General features: G+C 57.7%; 12 protein-coding genes. 7 read left to right on the top strand and 5 right to left on the bottom strand.

Translation table 11 applies throughout. From position 1 onward, the window contains the following. The first annotated feature begins 56 nt into the window (after window positions 1–56). Both A8C75_RS16300 and A8C75_RS16295 read left to right on the top strand, forming a co-directional pair. Window positions 57–539 (top strand): (2Fe-2S)-binding protein, encoded by a 483-nt coding sequence (locus tag A8C75_RS16300; protein ID WP_067384816.1) that lies wholly within the window; start codon window positions 57–59, stop codon window positions 537–539. Then, window positions 536–3,511: a c-type cytochrome gene (locus A8C75_RS16295; protein WP_157890314.1), complete on the top strand. Its 2,976-nt coding sequence runs from the start codon at window positions 536–538 to the stop codon at window positions 3,509–3,511. Before A8C75_RS16300 ends, A8C75_RS16295 begins: the two co-directional genes overlap by 4 nt. Before the next feature lie 948 nt (window positions 3,512–4,459). Here the strand turns inward: A8C75_RS16295 and A8C75_RS16290 are convergent. From A8C75_RS16290 to A8C75_RS16275, 4 genes are all read right to left on the bottom strand, one after another. Next, window positions 4,460–5,989: a tripartite tricarboxylate transporter permease gene (locus A8C75_RS16290; protein WP_067384810.1), complete on the bottom strand. Its 1,530-nt coding sequence runs from the start codon at window positions 5,987–5,989 to the stop codon at window positions 4,460–4,462. A gap of 13 nt (window positions 5,990–6,002) precedes the next feature. Next, a complete protein-coding gene (locus tag A8C75_RS16285; RefSeq protein ID WP_067384807.1) occupies window positions 6,003–6,530 on the bottom strand; it encodes a tripartite tricarboxylate transporter TctB family protein in 528 nt (175 codons plus the stop codon). 42 nt (window positions 6,531–6,572) lie between these two features. After that, the gene (locus tag A8C75_RS16280; RefSeq protein WP_157890313.1) at window positions 6,573–7,550 is read right to left on the bottom strand and encodes a Bug family tripartite tricarboxylate transporter substrate binding protein; all 978 of its coding nucleotides are present in this window, start codon (window positions 7,548–7,550) and stop codon (window positions 6,573–6,575) included. 583 nt (window positions 7,551–8,133) lie between these two features. Then, the gene (locus tag A8C75_RS16275; RefSeq protein WP_067384801.1) at window positions 8,134–9,555 is read right to left on the bottom strand and encodes an aminotransferase-like domain-containing protein; all 1,422 of its coding nucleotides are present in this window, start codon (window positions 9,553–9,555) and stop codon (window positions 8,134–8,136) included. Between the two features lie 353 nt (window positions 9,556–9,908). Here A8C75_RS16275 and A8C75_RS16270 point away from each other — a divergent pair, with 353 nt between their 5' ends. Continuing rightward, complete coding sequence (locus tag A8C75_RS16270; protein WP_067384798.1) at window positions 9,909–10,532, top strand: LysE family translocator; 624 nt, start codon at window positions 9,909–9,911, stop codon at window positions 10,530–10,532. A 555-nt stretch (window positions 10,533–11,087) separates the two neighbouring features. On the opposite strand, the gene pyk is transcribed toward A8C75_RS16270, so the two are convergent. Further along, entirely contained in the window at window positions 11,088–12,533 is a 1,446-nt protein-coding gene (pyk, locus tag A8C75_RS16265; protein ID WP_067384795.1) for a pyruvate kinase, read from the bottom strand. 165 nt (window positions 12,534–12,698) lie between these two features. On the opposite strand from pyk, the gene A8C75_RS16260 reads away from it, so the two are divergent. The 4 genes from A8C75_RS16260 (at window position 12,699) to A8C75_RS16245 (ending at window position 18,411) form a co-directional block, all read left to right on the top strand. Beyond that, a complete protein-coding gene (locus A8C75_RS16260) occupies window positions 12,699–13,886 on the top strand; it encodes a sugar diacid recognition domain-containing protein (RefSeq protein WP_067384792.1) in 1,188 nt (395 codons plus the stop codon). Between the two features lie 150 nt (window positions 13,887–14,036). Then, a complete protein-coding gene (locus tag A8C75_RS16255) occupies window positions 14,037–15,191 on the top strand; it encodes a glycerate kinase (protein ID WP_067384789.1) in 1,155 nt (384 codons plus the stop codon). A 1,403-nt stretch (window positions 15,192–16,594) separates the two neighbouring features. Further along, entirely contained in the window at window positions 16,595–17,338 is a 744-nt protein-coding gene (locus A8C75_RS16250) for a DUF4145 domain-containing protein (RefSeq protein WP_067384786.1), read from the top strand. 116 nt (window positions 17,339–17,454) lie between these two features. Beyond that, window positions 17,455–18,411 carry a hypothetical protein gene (locus A8C75_RS16245; protein ID WP_157890312.1) on the top strand — a complete coding sequence of 319 codons (957 nt, stop codon included), beginning with the start codon at window positions 17,455–17,457 and terminating at the stop codon, window positions 18,409–18,411. Window positions 18,412–18,758 lie beyond the last annotated feature (347 nt).

Below are 18,758 nucleotides of genomic sequence, written 5' to 3'. Positions count from 1 at the left end.
TGCCAAACAGGTTGTTAAATAGAAGGCACTAAGCCTGCGCCAGTAAGGACCTTTCAATGAAGACTCCGCTCACCCTTACCGTCAACGACCGGACCCATGTTCTGGATCTGCCGGCGCAGACACCCTTGCTCTACGTGTTGCGCAACGACCTTGAATTGAACGGCCCCAAGTTTGGTTGTGGTTTGGGTGAATGCGGTGCCTGCACCGTACTGGTGGATGGCATGGCGGCGCGGGCCTGCGTGTTACCCATAGGTCGGCTCGCGGGTCGCCGGGTTACAACGCTGGAAGGGTTGGGGACGCTCGAGCATCCGGACCCGGTGCAGGAGGCTTTCATCCTCGAGCAGGCGGCTCAGTGTGGTTATTGCCTGAACGGCATGATCATGACGACCAAAGCCCTGTTGATGCATTGCCCCTCACCGACTGAAGCACAGATCAAGGCGGCGCTAAAACATAATCTGTGCCGCTGTGGCACCCATGTTGAGATCGTCCGTGCGGTGCAGCGCGCTGCAGGTCTGCGCCAGGATGAGGATACGTTGTGACAATAAATCAATCCATGGTGAGTGGGGCTAAGGCCGTGCGCCCCAAGTACCCGTCTGCCGATACCCTGCTATACGCCGAAGTTATCCGACCGCCGGAATATCGCCTGCGCAATGGACTCTTCACCTGCCGGGCTTTGGCAGCGGTTGACGAGAACTCGGTGGCACAGATTAAGGGCCTGGTGCAGCTGGTGGTGCGGGGCAATTTCGTTGCCCTGGTCGCGCGGGATATCCAGAGCGCCCGCCTGGCCGCCCGCAAACTGGCGCTGGTGTGGGCTGACGAGGCCGCTGCGGATGCGGCCGCTTCTTCCTCCAGCCGCGCCCCGGCGGCGTGCAATGCAGAGTCGGCGCTGGCCGAGGTCGCGGATGGCAGGCAACGCACGGCGCGTACCTATGGCTGGCCGAACCGGCTGCGCTGGGGGAACAGGCCCGGCTGGGTGATGGCCGATGCCCGGCCAGACTGCTTGCAGGTCTGGGCGCCAAGCCAGACGCCGGGGTTACTGCAGCGCGACCTTGCCGCCTTGCTGAGCTATGACACTAAGCAGATTGAAATATTTGATGGCTCCCGTTCCGACGGGGTGGCGCGCAGCTGCGCCGATGATGCCGCTGCCGATGCTGCGCTGCTGTCGCAGGCGGTGGGGCAGCCGGTGGCCGTCTGGCTTTCGCCGGCTTATCAGCCGGTTGTGGCTGCGCTTGGACAGGCCCAGCGGATCGATGCGACTGCCTGCTGGTCGCCGGCGACCGGCGTGGATGAATTCGAATACCAGCTGCAGAGTGCGGCGAACAGTGCGCCGGTACTGGCAATGTTGCTGGTCAATGGCGGTTTGCAGCCCCTGCAGGCGGTCGGTGCGAATGCCAGGGCGCTGTATGACTTTGGTCAGAGTAAAGTGCGACAGCCGGGTGCAAGCACCCAGGCTTATCGCGCGCCTGCTCAGGCGCCGCTGCAGGATACCTTCGCGCGGGAGTCCTTTGTCGATGAGCTGGCCCGGGATCTGGGTGCCGATCCGGTGGCGTTTCGTCGCGATCACCTGACGGATGCGCGCGGTCGTGCCCTGATCGATTCGGTGGCACAGCAGGCGCAATGGACCCCGGAGCCGGATCATGGCCTGGCCGCGGCTGAACAGGGGGATATTCTGCGCGGGCGTGGCTTCGCCTATGCCCATAGCCCGGCCGATAACGGTGATGCAGAGCAGGGTACCCGATCGGCCTGGGTCGCGGACATCGAGGTCAACAGGGTGACCGGAGAGGTGCTGCTTAACCGGATCGTCGTCGGGCAGGATTCCGGCGCAGCCATTGATCAGGAAGCGCTGCGTGAGCAGTTGCAGCGCGAAATGCTCGAGGGCAATGAGCCGCTGCTGCTGGGGCAGGAAGGTTTCGATCAGTGGGGGCGAGCTGAGGCGCCGGACGGGACGCCTGCAATGGCTGGGCTGCCCGTTGCAATTGATCTGGTTGCGCCACCTGCGACGCCCGCATCGGGACCTGTCGCAAAGCCCGGTGCATCGATGCCGCTGCGCTATGATGCAGGCGTGCTGCATCCGGCGGTGGCCGTGATTGCCAACGCGCTCTATAACGCCACCGGTATTCGTTTTCGTGAACCGCCTTTTGCGGCGGATCGGATCCGGGCTGAACTGGCGCCGGTGAAGCGGCAGTACGCAGCACCCGACAAATCGCGCTGGCGTTCGCTGGCGACTGTGGCTGTTGCGTCTTCGGTCGGTGTGCTTGCCATCGCCTGGCCCTGGAAGGGGGCTATCGAGCCCATCTCCAGGCCCGCCGCCAATCTGTACTCGGCGGCCACCATTGAGCGCGGCCGGCTGGTCGCCGCCGCAGGCGACTGCGTGGTTTGTCATACCGATCTGGAGGGGGCTGAGAACGTGGGTGGTCGAGCCTTTGATACCCCCTTCGGCACCCTTTACAGCACCAACCTGACGCCCGACGAGGACACCGGTATCGGTCGCTGGTCCTTTGAGGCGTTTGATCGCGCCATGCGCCAGGGTATCAGTCGGGATGGCCGCAACCTGTATCCGGCGTTCCCCTATACCGCTTTTGCCAAGATCAGCGAATCGGACATGCAGGCGCTCTATGCTTATCTGATGGCGCAGCCGGCGGTTCGATCCGAAACGCCCCAGCCTGAGATGAGCTTCCCCTTCAGTTACCGGCCGCTGATGGCCGGCTGGAATACGCTGTTTCATGACCCCAGTCCCTTTCAGCCAGACCCCGCAAGGTCTGAACTCTGGAACCGGGGCGCTTATCTGGCGGAAGGCCTGGGTCATTGCAGTGCCTGCCATACGCCGCGCAATGCCATGGGTGCCGAAAAGTCGGGTGCTGATTATTTTAGCGGTGCTCTGGTGGATGGCTGGGAGGCGCCTGCGCTCAACAGTCTATCCAAGGCGCCGGTGCCCTGGACCGAAGACGCACTCTATGACTACCTGCGATTCGGTGCATCGGATATGCACGGTGTGGCGGCCGGTCCGATGGCGCCGGTGGTGGCGGGGCTGGCTGAGTTGCCGGAGCAGGATGTGCGGGCCATCGCGCACTATGTGGCGTCCTACAGCAATGCAGAGCCTGCGCCTGAAACGGCCTTGCAGGCCCAGGCTGAACTGTTGAAAAGCAGGGCCGCGGTCAGCCCCTCAGCCCTGGACGCCGGGCAGAGGGTTTATGAAGCGGCCTGTGCTGCCTGTCACACTGAAAGTGATTTCCCGTCCTTCACGGACGCCCAGACATCCCTGGCGCTGAATTCGAACCTGCACAGCAGTACGCCGGATAATGTGATCCAGACCATCCTCTATGGCGTACAAGCCAAGCAGCTGGAATTACCGAATATCGGCGCCATGCCGGGCTTCAAGGACAGTCTGAGTGATCAGCAGATTACGTCTCTGGTCGAATATCTGCGCCTGCGCTTCGGCGCCGGCCAGCCCGGCTGGCAGGACATTGCCGGCAAGGTAGCGCATTACCGGGCGCACGCCGGCACGCATTGATATCCCATTCCCACCCGGGTCTCCGGGTGGTGCTTTTTCGTTACCTTCATGCTTTCTTCTCTTCTTCTTTTTTCTTTGCGCCGATTTGAGCGTGTCTGTATGCGAGCGGTTGGCGTCTATTCGTATTTGATATTCAGTGCCCCATCTAGAGCATTTTCACGAAACACTTATCTGTCGATCGAGGTTGTTTTGAGTACTTCCTTACTTCGAGGCGGCCGGATATGGTCGAGGTAAGATGAACGTGCTCTAGTGGCCTACTGCCACCGAAACATCAGAGCGGCTCTTGCTTCCCCCTTATGAGCAAAAAATTGCTCCTGCATTTTCTGGCTACCGGCCATCCATGGCCATATGCCGGCGAGCACTGAGGTCATTCGGCGATCAGGCCCGAAGGGGCGCAACAGGGACTGATGCGCCTGCGATGAGGTACATGGATGTACCAACTCCTCACCTTGAAAGCCGCAGCCCGCTGAATGATCTTAGAGCGCAGCGAATAGGCTTCATCGGGGCGCATTCTTCAAGGTCAAGAGCTTTGGTTGCTTTCTTTGCCAGTAACGCGCCAGCAAGGCGCAACATGAGCCATCAAACCGCTCCGATACCCCAGCCTGCACAAGCTCCAACACAGTCACCTTAATCTCGTCTCATCCATCGCAATGGGCCGATGTAAGATGAAAATGCTCTCGCCTGTCATCAGGCTTGGTGTGGCCGCCCTGAGCGCGATGCCGGTGCCGGATGATTCTGCCGTGTTTTGATGGGTGTTGAGGCTGGCGTTTCAGACTCTCCGGCCAGTACGGATGCGCGCCTGAGGCGCCATAGTGCGGGGTAGCCTCAGTCTGCTGGCTACGATGGAGGTAAGCAAACTCAACAGCGGGAAAGGAAGCAGCGCCTGGCGAATGATTCGGCAGGCGCTGCTTCCTTTAGAGAGGACTGTTTACTGTTTGCTCGGGTTGCTCAGGACTCAATTGCGGGGGTGGCGCGGGCCTTGCGGCGCTTGTCCCGCAGACGTGTCAGGTACGGCAGCAGCAAGGGCAGCAAGATTGCCGCAATCGACAGCAACAGCAGCGAGCAGGCGATGGGGCGCTCGATAAAGACCGACAGGGAGCCGCGGCTCAGCATCAGGCTGCGTCTGAGATTCTCCTCCAGGATGGGGCCCAGAATAAGGCCGAACGCCAGTGGGGCCGCCGGCAGTCGCAGCAGATAGAGCAGGTAACCGACGGCACCGAAGAACAGCATCACATAGACATCGGACAGATTGTTGCGGATCGCAAAGGAGCCGATAACGCACAGCACGGCGATGCCGGCCAGCAGAATACGCTGTGGTACCCGCATGACGACGGCGATCCATTTCAGCATCATCAATCCGATAATCAGGGTCAGGATGACACCCATAAAGAGCGCGGCGTAAACCGAAGAGACGAACAGCGGATTTTCACTGAACAGCAGCGGTCCGGGTCTCAGGCCATGGATCAGCAGTGACCCCATGAGGACCGCCGTCATGGCATCGCCCGGGATGCCGAGCGTCATCATGGGCACCATGGCGCCACCGATACTGGAGCTGTTAGCCGCTTCCGGGGCGACGATGCCCTCGGGCGCACCCTTGCCAAAACGCTCCGGCTGGCGGGCAAAGCGCAGCTCCTGTGCATAGGCGATCGCGACGGCGATGGCGGAACCGGCGGCGGGTATGGCGCCGACAAAGGTGCCGATAAAAGAGCCGCGCAACATCGCCTTCCATTGTCCGCAGAGCTCCCGCCAGGGCGGAAACAGGCTTGTGACCGGCGGCACCGGATCCATCTTGCCGGAGGAAGACGGGGACAGGTTGCGCATCACCTCGGCCAGCCCGAACAGGCCCACGGTCAAGGGAACCAGGTCGATGCCGGCCTGCAGGAAGCTTGTTTCGAACACAAAGCGCGGGGCATCCGTCACCCTGTCAAACCCCACCATGCCGCAGATCAGGCCAATGGCGCCCACCAGAATGCCCCTCAGGGTTGAACCGCTGGATGCATAGGCCAGCAGCACCAGGCCGAAGACCGCCACCATCGCAAACTCCGGGCTACGAAAGTTCATGGCAGCGGATGCCACCATTGGTGCGAGCAGCACCAGCAGCAGCAGTCCCATTAGCCCGCCCAGGGTTGATGCAATCAGGGCATAGGTGAGGGCGTGGCCGGCGCGTCCTGAGCGGGTCATGGGGTAGCCATCGAGCTGGGTTACGATCGCGCCGGGGGTTCCCGGTATGTTAATCAGAATCGCCGATATTGAACCGCCATAGACGCTGGAGACGAAGACCGCGATCAGAAACAGAATGGCCGATGCCGGCTCCATGCTGAAGCTCAGCGGCAACAGAATCGCCAGCGCCATGGTCGAGCTGACGCCTGGCAGGGCGCCCAGAATAATACCCACGGCGACGCCTATGATGGCGAGCAGCAGGACGTTGGGATCGGACAATATGGCGAAAATAGATATGGCGAATTCATGTAACAACATGATTGGGCCCTCCTCAAAGCCCGGGAAACGGAACCCGGATTAAAACGACGAAGCCAGCGTAAAAGGCCCCTGTTATGACGGCCGAACTCAGCAGGGCAATCAGGGCGATGCGCCAGCCAGGTTGCGACTGCTTGAGGCCCAGCGCCCAGATCCAGCTAAACAGGGTGAGGAAAACCGCGGCGGCAAAACCGATCCATGACATCAGTGACGGCAGTGCAGCCAAACTTGCGATCAGCGCCACGGCCAGCCGGTGTCGGTGCCAGGCCACCAGGCAGGGGCCAAACCGACCGTAGCTGCGGTAAAGGCTGTGACCGACAATGGCCAGGCCACCGACAGACAGCAGTGTCAGTACCACCACGGGGAGCAGCGCCGGGCCGGGATCAGGCCCTTTGCCGAGGGTGGCCGTCAACTCGGGCGTGCCCAGCAGTGACAGCCAGCCGAGCAGGGCCCAGGCCAGAAAGAACAGACCGGCGCCCAGATTGAGCCAGCCCGGCGGCGGTGACAAGGGTGCGGAGGTTGCAGGTTCGTTGGTCGCTTTCATGTTTGATACCGGCAGCGGATGAGGCTGCCGGTCCTCCGCTGGTTATTTTTGACGCGCTTTTACCAGTCCGGCGCTCAGCAGAATGGGGTAGACCTTTTCGTCTTGCTGGGCCAGAAAGGCCTGGGTGTCGACACTGTTCCGGGGGTCGAGAATCAGGCCCGCCTTGTGTGCCGCCTGCTGAAAGGCCGGGTCGAGCAGGGTTTCATAGAGCGCACTTTCCAGGCGGCTGCGGCGTTCTTCAGGCACCTTCTTGGGCAGGTAAAAGATGTAGTAGTCTCCGGCGATGAAATCGAACCCCTGCTCTTTGAAGGTCGGCACATCGGGTGCGAAGAAATGGCGCTGTTCAGCGGCCACACCGAGGATTTTCACCTGTCCGGACTTGTGCTGTTCGGCCAGCTGGGGCACCGGCAGCGTCGAAGACATGACTTCGCCTGAAAGGATGGCGGCAACGGTAGGCGCAAAGCCCTGATAGGGCACCTTGGTCAGTTTTACATCCAGTGCGCTCTCCATCATCGCGGCCATGACGTAGGAAAAGCCACCGGGGGAGTCGTTGCCATTGATGATGGAGCCTGGCTCCTGTTTCAGGGTATCGATCAACTGGGGCAGCGATTCGATGCCGGAGTCCGCACTGACCTGAATCGAGCCGGGCTCCGGGCCCAGGTAGGCCAGGGGGTCAAGGTCGCTGAGCGCGGTAGCATTGGGGTTCATGTAGTTCTGTGACAGGGCGTGCATGCCCATCAGCCCCAGGGTGTAGCCGTCTGGATCGGCCTGCTCGACATGGCGCACGCCGGTGGAGCCACCGGCGCCGGTCACATTGGTAACGATTACCGGGGTCGGCAGCCGCTTGGCGAGGTGCTCGGCAACGATGCGCGCAGCGGTGTCGTGGACACCGCCGGCGGGCCAGGCCACGACCACCGAAATGGGTTTTGCGGGGAATTCATCGGCAGACGCCAAAGGTGCAAGACCAAGTTGGGCCCCCAGTATGGCCGAGTAGAGCAACAGGGTTTTGGTAAAGTTCATTCGAGCACACTCCATGGATCATATTGTGGTTATTAGAGTCCGGTTAAGGACTGGCATGGTGATGTGAAGGAGACGCCGTTGGCACTGAAAGAGTGCTTATGGGCATTTCGGCTATCAGGTGGTAAATACCTCAGTAGATGGGCAGTGCCTGGGTGGGGCCTGCCTCGTTTTGGGGAATAGGGTACCGCTACGCATGCAGTAACAAGGGCTTCCCGTTCAGAGACTGAAAATTTCAGGCGAGGCTGGAAAGCCAATAAATAGCGTATACACGATTAATATCGGGGTCAACAGCGTTAATTGGAGATTTCCATGCAGATTTTTGAGGGCGAATGACGGTGTTTTTTGTGCTTATTGTTTAAAAAACATTTGTATAATAAGTGCTTGGGTGTATTTTCTATTTTCAGCGAAGGCTAAGGCTTCCTGAATAATATTTACTTTTTGGCGTATGCATTGTTGTTGCTGGACCTGAGTAACCCCCCGTCAGTGATGAAAGGCGGCAGGTGCTCAGGGTTGACAGGGTGTAACCCCAGCCACAAAAACGGCCGCTAGCCGTTCTTGTTGCGGTCGGCAGAATGCATGTGAGTCACACCAGCAGGGCTTTCAGCGGCGGGCCTTCGTGCAGCAGCTCCCTCAGGCGCTCCAGCGCCACCCTTAGCTGATCACGGGTTGGCGGCGGGGTGAGGCAAATTCGTACCGCTTGGGGTGCGGGTTGGCTGCCGACGCAAAAGGGCTCGGCGCCGATCAGAGTGACGCCGCGTTCGGCGGCACGCTGGACAAAATCGCCCGCCCGCCAGGGGGCCGGCAGTGCCATCCAGGCGTGCAAACCGCAGGGGTGGTAGTGAAGTTCATATCCTTGCAGGCATTCGCGCATAAGTTGCTGGCGAGCCGCCAGTTCCTGCCACTGCCAGTCAATTAGCGTTTCGGCCATGCCGGATGCGAGCCATTCGCAGGCAATGGCGCCCGGCAGGCTGGAGCTGGCCCAGCACTGGGCCCGCAGGCCGGCACTCAGCTGGGTGATCAGGCTGGCGGGGGCGCGCAGGGCGCCAAAACGCAGGCCACCTGCCAGAATCTTGGACACGCTGAAAATATAGAGCGCGCGTTCCGGCGCCAGCTGGTAGAACGCCTGGCCGCGATGCTCAGGCGCAACGTACTGAACCCCATCCTCCAGCAGCAACAGATCGTAGCGCCGCGCAATCTCGACTATGGCTTCACGCCGGGCCTGGCTCATCTGCGCCCCGGTGGGGTTGTTGTGCTCGGGCATCAGGTAGAGCAGGCGGATGCGCTGTTGCTGGCAGAGCCGCTCGAGGGCATCCGGTCGCATGCCTTCGCCATCCATGGGCACGGGCAGATGTTTCAGCCCCAGCTGGCGGGCGGCGGCAATCATGCCGGGGTAGGTCAGCGCATCTGAGGCCACGGCTTCGCCGGGGCGTACCAGCACCTGCAGCGCCAGAAAGTCCGCATGCTGCCCACCCTCCGTCAATATCAGTTCGTCCGCCGCCATCGGCAGGCCCTGGGCGCTGAGCCAGCGGGCAAGGCTGCTGCGTTGCGCGCTATTGCCCTGCTCGGGCTGATAGTGCAACGCCGCCTCGACCACATCCGGCCTGCCGGCCAGGCGCTCCATCAGCGCGGACAGTTGTTGCTGGCGCAGAGGCGTCTCGATCGGGGTGCTCAGGGACAGGTCTATGCTGTCTTGGCCGGCGGCGGAGAGGTGACGGAAGCCGGGAGCCTCAGTCTGTTGCGCACGCACCCGGGTACCGCTGCCGATCTTTGCTTCCAGCAGGCCGCGGCGTTCTGCTTCGCGGTAGGCGCGGGTGATGGTGCCCACTGTTACCTGAAGCGCATCCGCCAGCAGGCGCTGGGGTGGCAGGCGATCACCGGGTTTGAGGTTGCCATCGGCGATATCCAGGGCCAGTTGATCGACCAGCGCCTTGTACAGCGGGCCGCTGTGGCGTTCCAGCTCTGGCAGCCAGTGGCAGCGCGATTGTGCACGTTGCTGAACAGTCATTTTCTTCTCCGGCCGTGCGGCCCTCTGCAGGGTTTGTCGGGGTGATAATCAATTGTATGCGTGACAAAACTACAATTGAACCCTCTTTGTTGGCGGATAATACTGTCTTCTATCGATATTGTTTAACCTAAATCGCGAATTAACGCCTGATTGTACCCATACAATTAGATAGGTTCGCCGTCGTATTCAAAACAGCTATGCGCAATTGCGATGCACAAGAGCGGGGGAGGGAGAGTCATGCCATTGATCAAAAGACCGAGCGCTAAAAATATATTCCAAGGGCCATCGGGTGCGGCCTCAGCGTGTGGCCGAGTTGCGCAATTGTCAGCAGGGCTTTCAACAGGAGAAGGGGCATGAGCGCGCCCGTAGCGGAATTGCTGGCGCTGGTGGGTCCGATGATGCTGTTTGCATTCAGCATGTCGGCGACGCCCGGCCCTAACAACATGATGCTGACGGCCTCGGGTGCGCTCCACGGCTTTCGCCGCACTGTGCCCCATATGCTGGGAATTTCGATTGGGGTCATGGTGCTGATGAGCGCGGTTGCGCTGGGGCTGAATGCGGTGTTTCAGCAATGGCCGGTGTTGCAGCAGGCTTTGAAGCTGGTGGGCAGTGTCTATCTGTTGTGGCTGGCCTGGAAGATCGCCAGTGCACCGCCGCCCAACAGGGTTCGGCTTAATGGCGCTGAGGCGAGGCCCATGACATTTATGCAGGCGGCGGCGTTTCAGTTTGCCAATCCCAAGGCCTGGGTGATGGCGATCAGTGCGATAGCGTCTTTTACGCTGGGTGGGGATGCTTTCACCGCATCTGTGATCGTGGTGATAGGCGTGATGGGGCTGGTGAACCTGCCGTCCATTGCACTCTGGGCCGGCTTTGGGGTGGCGCTAGGGCGCCTGCTGAAAACCGCGGGTCACTGGCGGCTGTTCAACCTGCTAATGGGGGCGCTGACCGCCGGCTGTGTGGGGCTGATTCTGCTCTAGAGCATTTTCACGAAACACTTATCTGTCGAACGAGGTTACTTTGAGTACTTCTTTGCTTCGAGGTGGCCAGATATGGGTCTATGTAAGGTGAAAGTGCGCTAGTTGTCTACTGTCACCGAAACAGCAGAGCGGCTCTTGTTCCCCTTATGAAGCCAGGCGAGCACTGAGGTCATTATGCGATCAGGCCTGAAAGGTTGATACAGGGACTGTATCGACGCCGAATAGCACATGGATGTGCACTCCTTGCCTTGAAGGCAGGCCGCCCGCACTCTGGAGTCAGGCGCAGCAAGACGGCTTCATCGGGGCGCATTCTTCCAGGTAAAGAGCTTTGGTTACTTTATTTGCACGAGTAAAGAAAGTAACGCGCCAGCAAGGCGCAAAACGAGCTCTCAAACCGCTCCGATACTCCAGCCTGCACTGGCTCCAACACGGTCACCTTATACTCTTCTCAACTATCGTGATGGGTCGATGTAAGATGAAAGTGCTCTAGCAGCTTGGTACGGCGAGAGCACCCCCGGCGCAAGGGCGCGCCGGGGCGAGCTACGCGGGGGAGGGTCAGTGAATCGGCTGGCCGACCCGCACCACCTTCAGAGTGTTGGTGCCGCCGTGTACATTCATGTAATCCCCCTTGGTGATCAGCACCAGATCACCGTCGGCCACCACATCCAGTACCTTGAGCGCATCCACCGCCTGCTGGTTGATCTGGTCATTGGACAGACCGGATAGATCATAGGCCAGCGGATTCACACCGCGGAACAGAGCCACGCGACGCAGGGTTTCGCCGCTGGGCGCCAGGGCGAAGATCGGCAACGCCGAGCTCATGCGGGACATCAGCAACGGCGTGGCACCGGTGGCGGTCATGCAGATCAGCGCCTTGACGCCCACCAGGTGGTTGGCGGCGTACATGGCAGCCAGACCGATGGTTTCGTCGATCTGGGTGAATTCCTGGTTGATGCGGTGTTTGGAGCTGTGCATGCTGGGGTGCTTTTCGGCGCCATTGATCACCCGCACCATGGCTTCCACGGTTTCCACCGGGTAGTCGCCGGCGGCGGTTTCGGCCGACAGCATGACCGCATCGGTGCCATCGAACACGGCGTTGGCCACGTCCGAGACCTCGGCGCGGGTCGGCATCGGGCTGCTGATCATGGACTCCATCATCTGGGTGGCGGTGATAACGATCTTGTTGCGCTTGCGGGCGCGTTCGATGATCTGTTTCTGCACGCCAATCAGCTCGGCATCGCCGATCTCCACGCCCAGGTCACCGCGGGCCACCATCACACCGTTGGATGCATCGATAATGCCATCCAGCACCTCGGTGCTGCTGACCGCTTCGGCCCGCTCGATCTTGGCGATGATGCCGGCCTTGCTGCCGGTGGCTTCGAGCAGTTCGCGGGCATAACGGATATCGTCGCCGCTGCGGGGGAAGGACACGGCCAGGTAATCCACGCCTATCTTCGCCGCTGACAGAATGTCGGCCTTGTCCTTGTCGGTCAGGGCCTCTGCCGAGAGGCCGCCACCCTGGCGGTTGATGCCCTTGTTGTTCGACAGCTTGCCGCCGATCTGCACCCTTGTGTGAATCTCGCGGCCCTGTACGCCGCTGACTTCCAGCACCAGGCGGCCATCGTCCAGCAGCAGGATGTCGCCTGCGCTGCAGTCATCCACCAGTTCCTTATAGTCGATACCGACTCTTTCCTGGTTGCCGGCGTCTTTCGCCATTGCAGCATCCAGAATAAAGCGGTCACCCGTGGCCAGTGTTACAGGGCCATCGGCAAAGCGGGAGATGCGGATCTTGGGGCCCTGCAGATCACCCAAAATAGCGACATGACGGCCCTGGGCGCGGGCGGCTTCGCGCACCCGGTCGGCGCGCAGCTGATGCTCGTCGGCGCTGCCGTGGGAAAAATTGAGCCGCACCACATCGACGCCGGCTTGTACCAGGCGGGCAATCTGTTCCGGAGTTTCGCTGGATGGGCCTAGGGTCGCAACTATCTTGGTTCTTCGCATTAGAGCACCTGCGCAGTGGGATTCGGACTGCAGCCATTATCATCCCGCAACTGTTACAGGGCTTCGTTCAGACGACGGAAAAAAGTCACCCCGGCGTCTTGTTTTTTGTGCAAGTGAACAGTCATGATGCTGGCAGGGAACAAGTGGCACAGCAGAGTGAAAGCGATGTTTATAGACCGACAGATGGCACAGAAAATCGTTGATCGGGCGATGAAAATCACCGGCGTGAACGTCAACGTGATGGATCACCACGGTGTCATCATCGGCTCCGGCGACCCTGCGCGCATTGATCAGCTGCACGAAGGCGCGCTACATGTGCTCAGCAGCCAGAGCGAGGTGGATATTGCCCGCGATCAGGCAGGGCGGCTCAGCGGTGTGCAGGGTGGGGTGAATCTGCCGATCCGCAGCAGCGGTGACATTATTGGTGTGGTGGGCATTACCGGCGAGCCACAGGAGGTGCGCCGCTACGCCGATCTGGTGGTCATGACCGCCGAACTGATTGTGGAGCAGGCCGCGCTCACCGCCCAGGTGCAATGGGACAGCCGTCAGCGCGAGAGTGTGTTGCTGCGCCTGATCGAGGGCGGCACGTCGGATTCACTCTTCGATGATCGCGTGGCCCGGCTGCAGCTGGATCTGAGTCTGCCAAGGGTGGTGGTGGTGCTTGAGCTGGTACAGGCCGCGGACGGCGCCGATCTTCCGCTGCCACAGTTGCAGCAGTTGCAGCATCAGCTGACAGCAGCCAGTGCCGGCACCTTGCTGGCCATTACCACGGCGCGGCAGATGGTAATGCTGGTGCCGGTGTCACTGGGCGGCGCGGATGCTGTCAGGGCTGGGGGCAGGGCAAACATGGACAAGGCCCTGTTCCGGCGTCAGATGGACGCCCGCCTGCGGCCATTGCAGCAGCACGATGGGGTGCATTATCGGGCCTGTGTTGGCGGTTATTTTTCCGGACCCCAGGGCCTGGCCCAGTCCTATCGCAGTGCGCTCAAGGCGCAGGCGGTGACGCGGGGCAGGGCGGTGCCCGCAAGCTTGAGCTTTGCCACCGAATCGGCGCTGGATCTGCTGCTGCTGGATGCCGCAGAGGGCTGGGCCGGTCAGCATCTGCTGCGCGAGTTCGAAGCCTTTCTGCTGCAGGACAAGAACGGCAGCCTGCAACAGACACTGGAGGCCTATCTGGCTGAAAACATGGACCTGGCACGGACGTCTGCGCGGCTGCATATCCACCGTAACACCCTGCGCTACCGGCTCGACAAGATAGGCACCCTGTTGCAGCTCGATCTGGGGTCTGTCGATCAGCTGCTGCAGCTGTTCGTGACCCTGCGACTCTACAGCCTGAGCCATAACCCGGGCTGAAAAGTTGTCGGGCACAGGCCTAAATGCTGGTTATTGTGCAACTGTACAAAAAGCCGCAGTGCGCGCTGGCGTTATTTGTTGCCCTGGCCAAAGCGTCTTTGCCGCGCGCTGTGCCACTATGGTTTCAATCCCGACCGATGGAAAACCCACATGAAGATTCTGATCGCACCTGACTCATTCAAGGAAAGCCTGTCCGCTGAAGCTGTAGCCCAGGCTATTGGCCGTGGCTTCCAGGCGGTGTTCGCTGATGCCGAACTGGTATTGCTGCCGGTCGCCGATGGCGGCGAAGGCACCACCCAGGCATTGGTGGCGGCCACCGGCGGTGCGCTCTTCAGTGCCGAGGTGACTGGTCCCATGGGTAAGATCGTGAAGGCCAGCTGGGGCACCCTGGGGGATGGCACCACGGCGGTAATCGAATCGGCGGCCGCCTCCGGGCTCGATCTGGTACCCATGGCGCAGCGCAACCCCTGGCATGCGACCACGCGGGGCACCGGTGAGCTGATCATGGCGGCGCTGGATGCCGGCGCCCGGCATATTATCGTCGGCCTGGGCGGCAGTGCCACCAACGATGCCGGTGCCGGCATGTTGCAGGCGCTGGGCGTACGGCTGCTGGATAAAGAGGGTAATGACATAGCTGCCGGTGGCGGTGCGCTCCAGGCGTTGCACAGTATCGATGCCAGCGGCATGGACCCGCGCCTGGCCGATACCCAGTTCGAGATTGCCTGCGATGTGGATAACCCGCTCACCGGTGAATATGGCGCCTCGGCGGTATTCGGCCCGCAAAAGGGTGCCGATGCCCGGATGGTGAAACAGCTGGATGCCTGCCTCGGGCGTTTTGCAGAAGTGGTGCTGGCCTGCCACGGCAAGGATATAGACGCCACACCCGGTGCCGGTGCTGCCGGTGGCCTGGGCGGTGCCTTTCTCGCCTTCACCCAGGCGCGGCTCAAAAGCGGTATCGATATAGTGATGGATGCGGTGGAAATCGACCGCCACCTGGAAGGCACTGATCTGGTGATCACCGGGGAAGGGCGTATCGACAGCCAGACGGTACGCGGCAAGACGCCAGTGGGCGTCAGCAAGCGTGCCCAGCGCGCCGGCGTGCCGGTCATCGCCCTGGCGGGCTCGGTCAGTGAGGACTCGGACCTGGTGCACGCTCATGGTATCGATGCGCTGTTCAGCATAGTTCCGGGGGTCGTCACACTGCCCCAGGCGCTGGAAGATGCTGACAGTAACCTGTATCGCACGGCCCGCAATATCGCCGCCACCTGGAAGCTGGCGCAGGCGCTTGAGGCCAGGCGTCGGTAGCCTTTGGTTACCGGCTGGGCGCCGAGGGGGGGCATGACCCGTAATTCGCAGGCTCTTTTCAGGCTACGGGCTCTATGTAGGTTGGCAATGAGCGCAGCGAATTCCAACATCCGCAGCGAAGCTGTGGCAGGTACAGTTCACCCACATAGGTAACAGTTCTGTTCAATAACATGGGTGACACTTAGCTTCAGAATTTGAGGTTGCGGGTTCTGGTAACTACCGTGCTGGTGGGCGTTTATGGGTTTTCTGCGAGGGTGTATTTCGCCTGTCGGCGACATACTTTCTTTGCTCGTGCAAAGAAAGTATGCAAAGAAAGCCCCGATGACGCCTTGCTGCTGCGCTCTGACGCCATTCGACGGGCGCCGCTGACGCACATCCATGTGCTAATCGGCGTCGATACAGTCCCTGTATCGACCTTTCAGGCCTGATCGCACAATGACCTTAGTGCTCGCCGGCGTCATAAGGGGAATTAAAGCCGCTCTGTTATCCCGGTGGTACGAATGGCACCGTGCGGCGGTACGTCGCCATGATGAATCACGAATCACGAATCACGAATCACGAATCACCAATCACCAATCACCAATCAGGCTGTTGCTTTTTTAACCTTTCGCCTAGCCCCTTTTTTCTTGATCTAGCCCTTGCTCTCAAGCCCTTGCCCCTTGCTCCCGCTTTCGGCATTATGCTGAAGGCACCAACGGAGTACAGGTGCCTGAATTTTGATCAAAAATAAAGCAAATCGTCAGCTGAGCAACGGACGCCAGGCTGGGTGAACTCTCCCTCCCCAATCTCAATCCCTCCGTTCTTCCTGGCTCTGCCTGCATCGCAGGACTGCATTTCGTCATTGTCAGGGCGGTAGCGTGGGAGAACAGTAGCAAAGGAGCAAGGCGAAAGGATCAAGGGAAAGGAAAGCCGACTATCTTCAAGGCGTGGAGGTTGGTCTCTTTACCGGGTCGGGTTGATTCTGGGAATGGGTCGGGTTGGTTTGTTGGGGCTGTTATACAAATTCCTTGAACGCAGAGGACCGACGGATGCTGCTTTTCGCTGCACAGAATAAAGAGCTTGATCCAGTACAGGAATCAATCGTTCGGTGACTATAGCGTTGAGCCCGCATGAAATCCTCGACGGATTGGAGAAAAGGAGATTTTGCCATCTTTAACACCTCGTCCTGGAAATGTTCAGAAAGCCTATGCTGATACCTTTTGGACGGGCTGTCGTCGATAAAAATACCTTTTTTGCAACTCAACAGGATCTTTGATGAGGTGGTTTTTATATGAAAATCAATGTTATACATGGCATGCTGGAGTTGACGGGAAAAATCAAAAGGTATACCTTCTAATAATTATAATTAGGCTGAAGGCCTCATTAACAGACTGTTATGTGCCCAACAAGATGGGAGTTTAATTTTGGATTTGAACCCGAAATTCAAAAGCGAAAAGTTTCAATGCCCACATTGCCAAGTGGCTTCACAGCAAACTTGGTTTGATGTTGGCAGTTCTAGCAGTGCCGCCAACAAAATCCTGAACCATGTTTTTTATGACTACAGAACGCAAATAACGGATTATCATCAAGAAGCTATAGCCAAATATATCCGTGTAGTAGAGGAAGCGAATAAAAAGCATATGTCAGAGTTTGTACCAAAAGACTTCTCTGTTGCTACTTGTTCTTCGTGCGAAGATATCTCCCTCTGGGTAAATCAAGAAATTGTTTATCCTAAACAAACCTCTGTTGCCCCACCGAATGAAGATATGGAGCAAGAGATTCAAGATCTATATGTCGAAGCATCGTCAATTGTTGTTGATTCACCAAAAGGCGCTACAGCCTTACTGCGACTAGCCCTTCAGTTACTTCTTAAGCAGTTAGGCAAGTCAGGGAAAAACATTAATAACGATATTAAAGAACTCGTCACTGATGGATTGAGCCCAAAAATTCAGAAAGCACTAGACCTGCTTCGTGTCGTCGGAAATAACTCAGTCCATCCAGGTCAAATAGACCTGGATGATGGCCGAGATATAGCTCTCAAACTTTTTCATGTGCTTAATTTTATCGCTGACGAAATGATTTCAAAACCTAAAGAACTCGAGCTTTTGTATTCGGATGTTGTGCCAGAGGAAACTCAGCAACATATAAAAGAACGGGATAAAAATTGAGGTCAGACATGGTGCTTGCACATAACAAGCGCATGTTGTCGGACTGGTTTTACGCTGCGCTCCAAACCAGCCGCAAATGCGGGCGTTAGAGCAATATATCAACAACGGAGTGTAAGTTGAATAATAAAACCAATTATTTTGTTAGAAGTCTAATTGTTTTAGTAGCTATAGCTATTTCAATTATGGCTTTTCTTAGCTTTTTTTGGGCAGAGCCAAAATACCAAATCACAGCAGGAATCATTACCCTGATTTCTCTGGTTGTTGTATTAATTTTATCTGAATCTTTTAATAATTTGAGTATTGGTAAAATACTTACTTTAAGTAACGAAGTTAAAAAGAAAGAAGAAGAAAAAACTACAGTTAAAACTGAAAATAAAGAACTGAGGCAAGAGCTATTTAAAATCGTTTCCAACATACAGCAATCTCAGGTCAATAATACTTTTAACGCTCCGTCAGATGAATGGCTCAAAGCTCTGAATGTTGTAAAATCTGAGGACGAAAGCGAAGATGATACTGAAGAAGATCAAGATGAGATTAAAAAGGCATCTCAATTTTTAGCTGAGCGAGAGAAAAACAGAGGAAGATCAAGAGAGCGAATGCAAACACGTAGACGTGCAGAGGATGTAGCTTTGCACAAATACTTTTCTCATTCTTCTACACCCCAAAGTGAATTAATTCAAAATGTAGAGTTTTCAAATTCATTTGATGAAATAGATCCAATCATGAGTAGAAAAATAAAATTCGATGGCTATTTAAAAACAATATCAAATGAAAGGTTCATTGAAATTATTCCCAACTACATGACTCACCGAAGCTATCAGGATTATTTGTATGTAATGCTAAATAAAATCCATTGTTACCGTGAAGCTAAAGGGATTAGTGCTGACTTGCTATTAATAATCCTTGATATTGAAGAGGTTGATGAAGATTCCAAAAGACCCGATAGAACTGCTAATTTATTTGAGTACTTTCAACCAGCGATTGCTAATAAGCTCCTAAAAGTGGAACATTTTACAATCTCACAGCAAGAGATTAAGGACTTTGAGACCCATGGTCAGCAAAGTTTGCTCTAACAAGACCTTTAAACGGACAAAAAACAGTTTGCTGTTTTCACTTCGTTCAACATTTTAGCAAACAATTTTTTGCCGCTTAAGGTGGCGTTAGTGCGTCAAGCGAAGCTTGATGCATCTTGCAGGGTGAAAGTCCCTGTCGGGTAAGGTTTAACCAACCACCCGTATCGAGTGTTGCGCCTGAGGCGGAGCAGTTTCAAGTCGAGGCTGCGAACAAGACAGGTGAAGCGTACACAGAGAATCATGTAGGCCACAGGGGATACCGTGTCCCTGAAGTGCTGGTATCGCTCCGATAATAAAGAAAGCTCTGGTTGACGAGGCTTGTAACGCAGTCGAAGTCCATGCAAAAC

It is taken from the genome of Marinobacterium aestuarii (genome assembly GCF_001651805.1).
Lineage (GTDB): Bacteria > Pseudomonadota > Gammaproteobacteria > Pseudomonadales > Balneatricaceae > Marinobacterium_A > Marinobacterium_A aestuarii.
The sequence above is the reverse complement of the archived record's forward strand: the minus strand, read 5'-3'. Positions and strand labels throughout refer to the sequence as shown.

Bases quoted from the DNA above. Each gene is read 5' to 3' on its own strand.
- A8C75_RS16300 (WP_067384816.1), top strand. From the start codon at position 57: ATGAAGACTCCGCTCACCCTTACCGTCAACGACCGGACCCATGTTCTG.
- A8C75_RS16290 (WP_067384810.1), bottom strand. From the start codon at position 5,989: ATGTTGTTACATGAATTCGCCATATCTATTTTCGCCATATTGTCCGAT.
- A8C75_RS16285 (WP_067384807.1), bottom strand. From the start codon at position 6,530: ATGAAAGCGACCAACGAACCTGCAACCTCCGCACCCTTGTCACCGCCG.
- A8C75_RS16280 (WP_157890313.1), bottom strand. From the start codon at position 7,550: ATGAACTTTACCAAAACCCTGTTGCTCTACTCGGCCATACTGGGGGCC.
- A8C75_RS16275 (WP_067384801.1), bottom strand. From the start codon at position 9,555: ATGACTGTTCAGCAACGTGCACAATCGCGCTGCCACTGGCTGCCAGAG.
- A8C75_RS16270 (WP_067384798.1), top strand. From the start codon at position 9,909: ATGAGCGCGCCCGTAGCGGAATTGCTGGCGCTGGTGGGTCCGATGATG.
- pyk (WP_067384795.1), bottom strand. From the start codon at position 12,533: ATGCGAAGAACCAAGATAGTTGCGACCCTAGGCCCATCCAGCGAAACT.
- A8C75_RS16260 (WP_067384792.1), top strand. From the start codon at position 12,699: ATGTTTATAGACCGACAGATGGCACAGAAAATCGTTGATCGGGCGATG.
- A8C75_RS16255 (WP_067384789.1), top strand. From the start codon at position 14,037: ATGAAGATTCTGATCGCACCTGACTCATTCAAGGAAAGCCTGTCCGCT.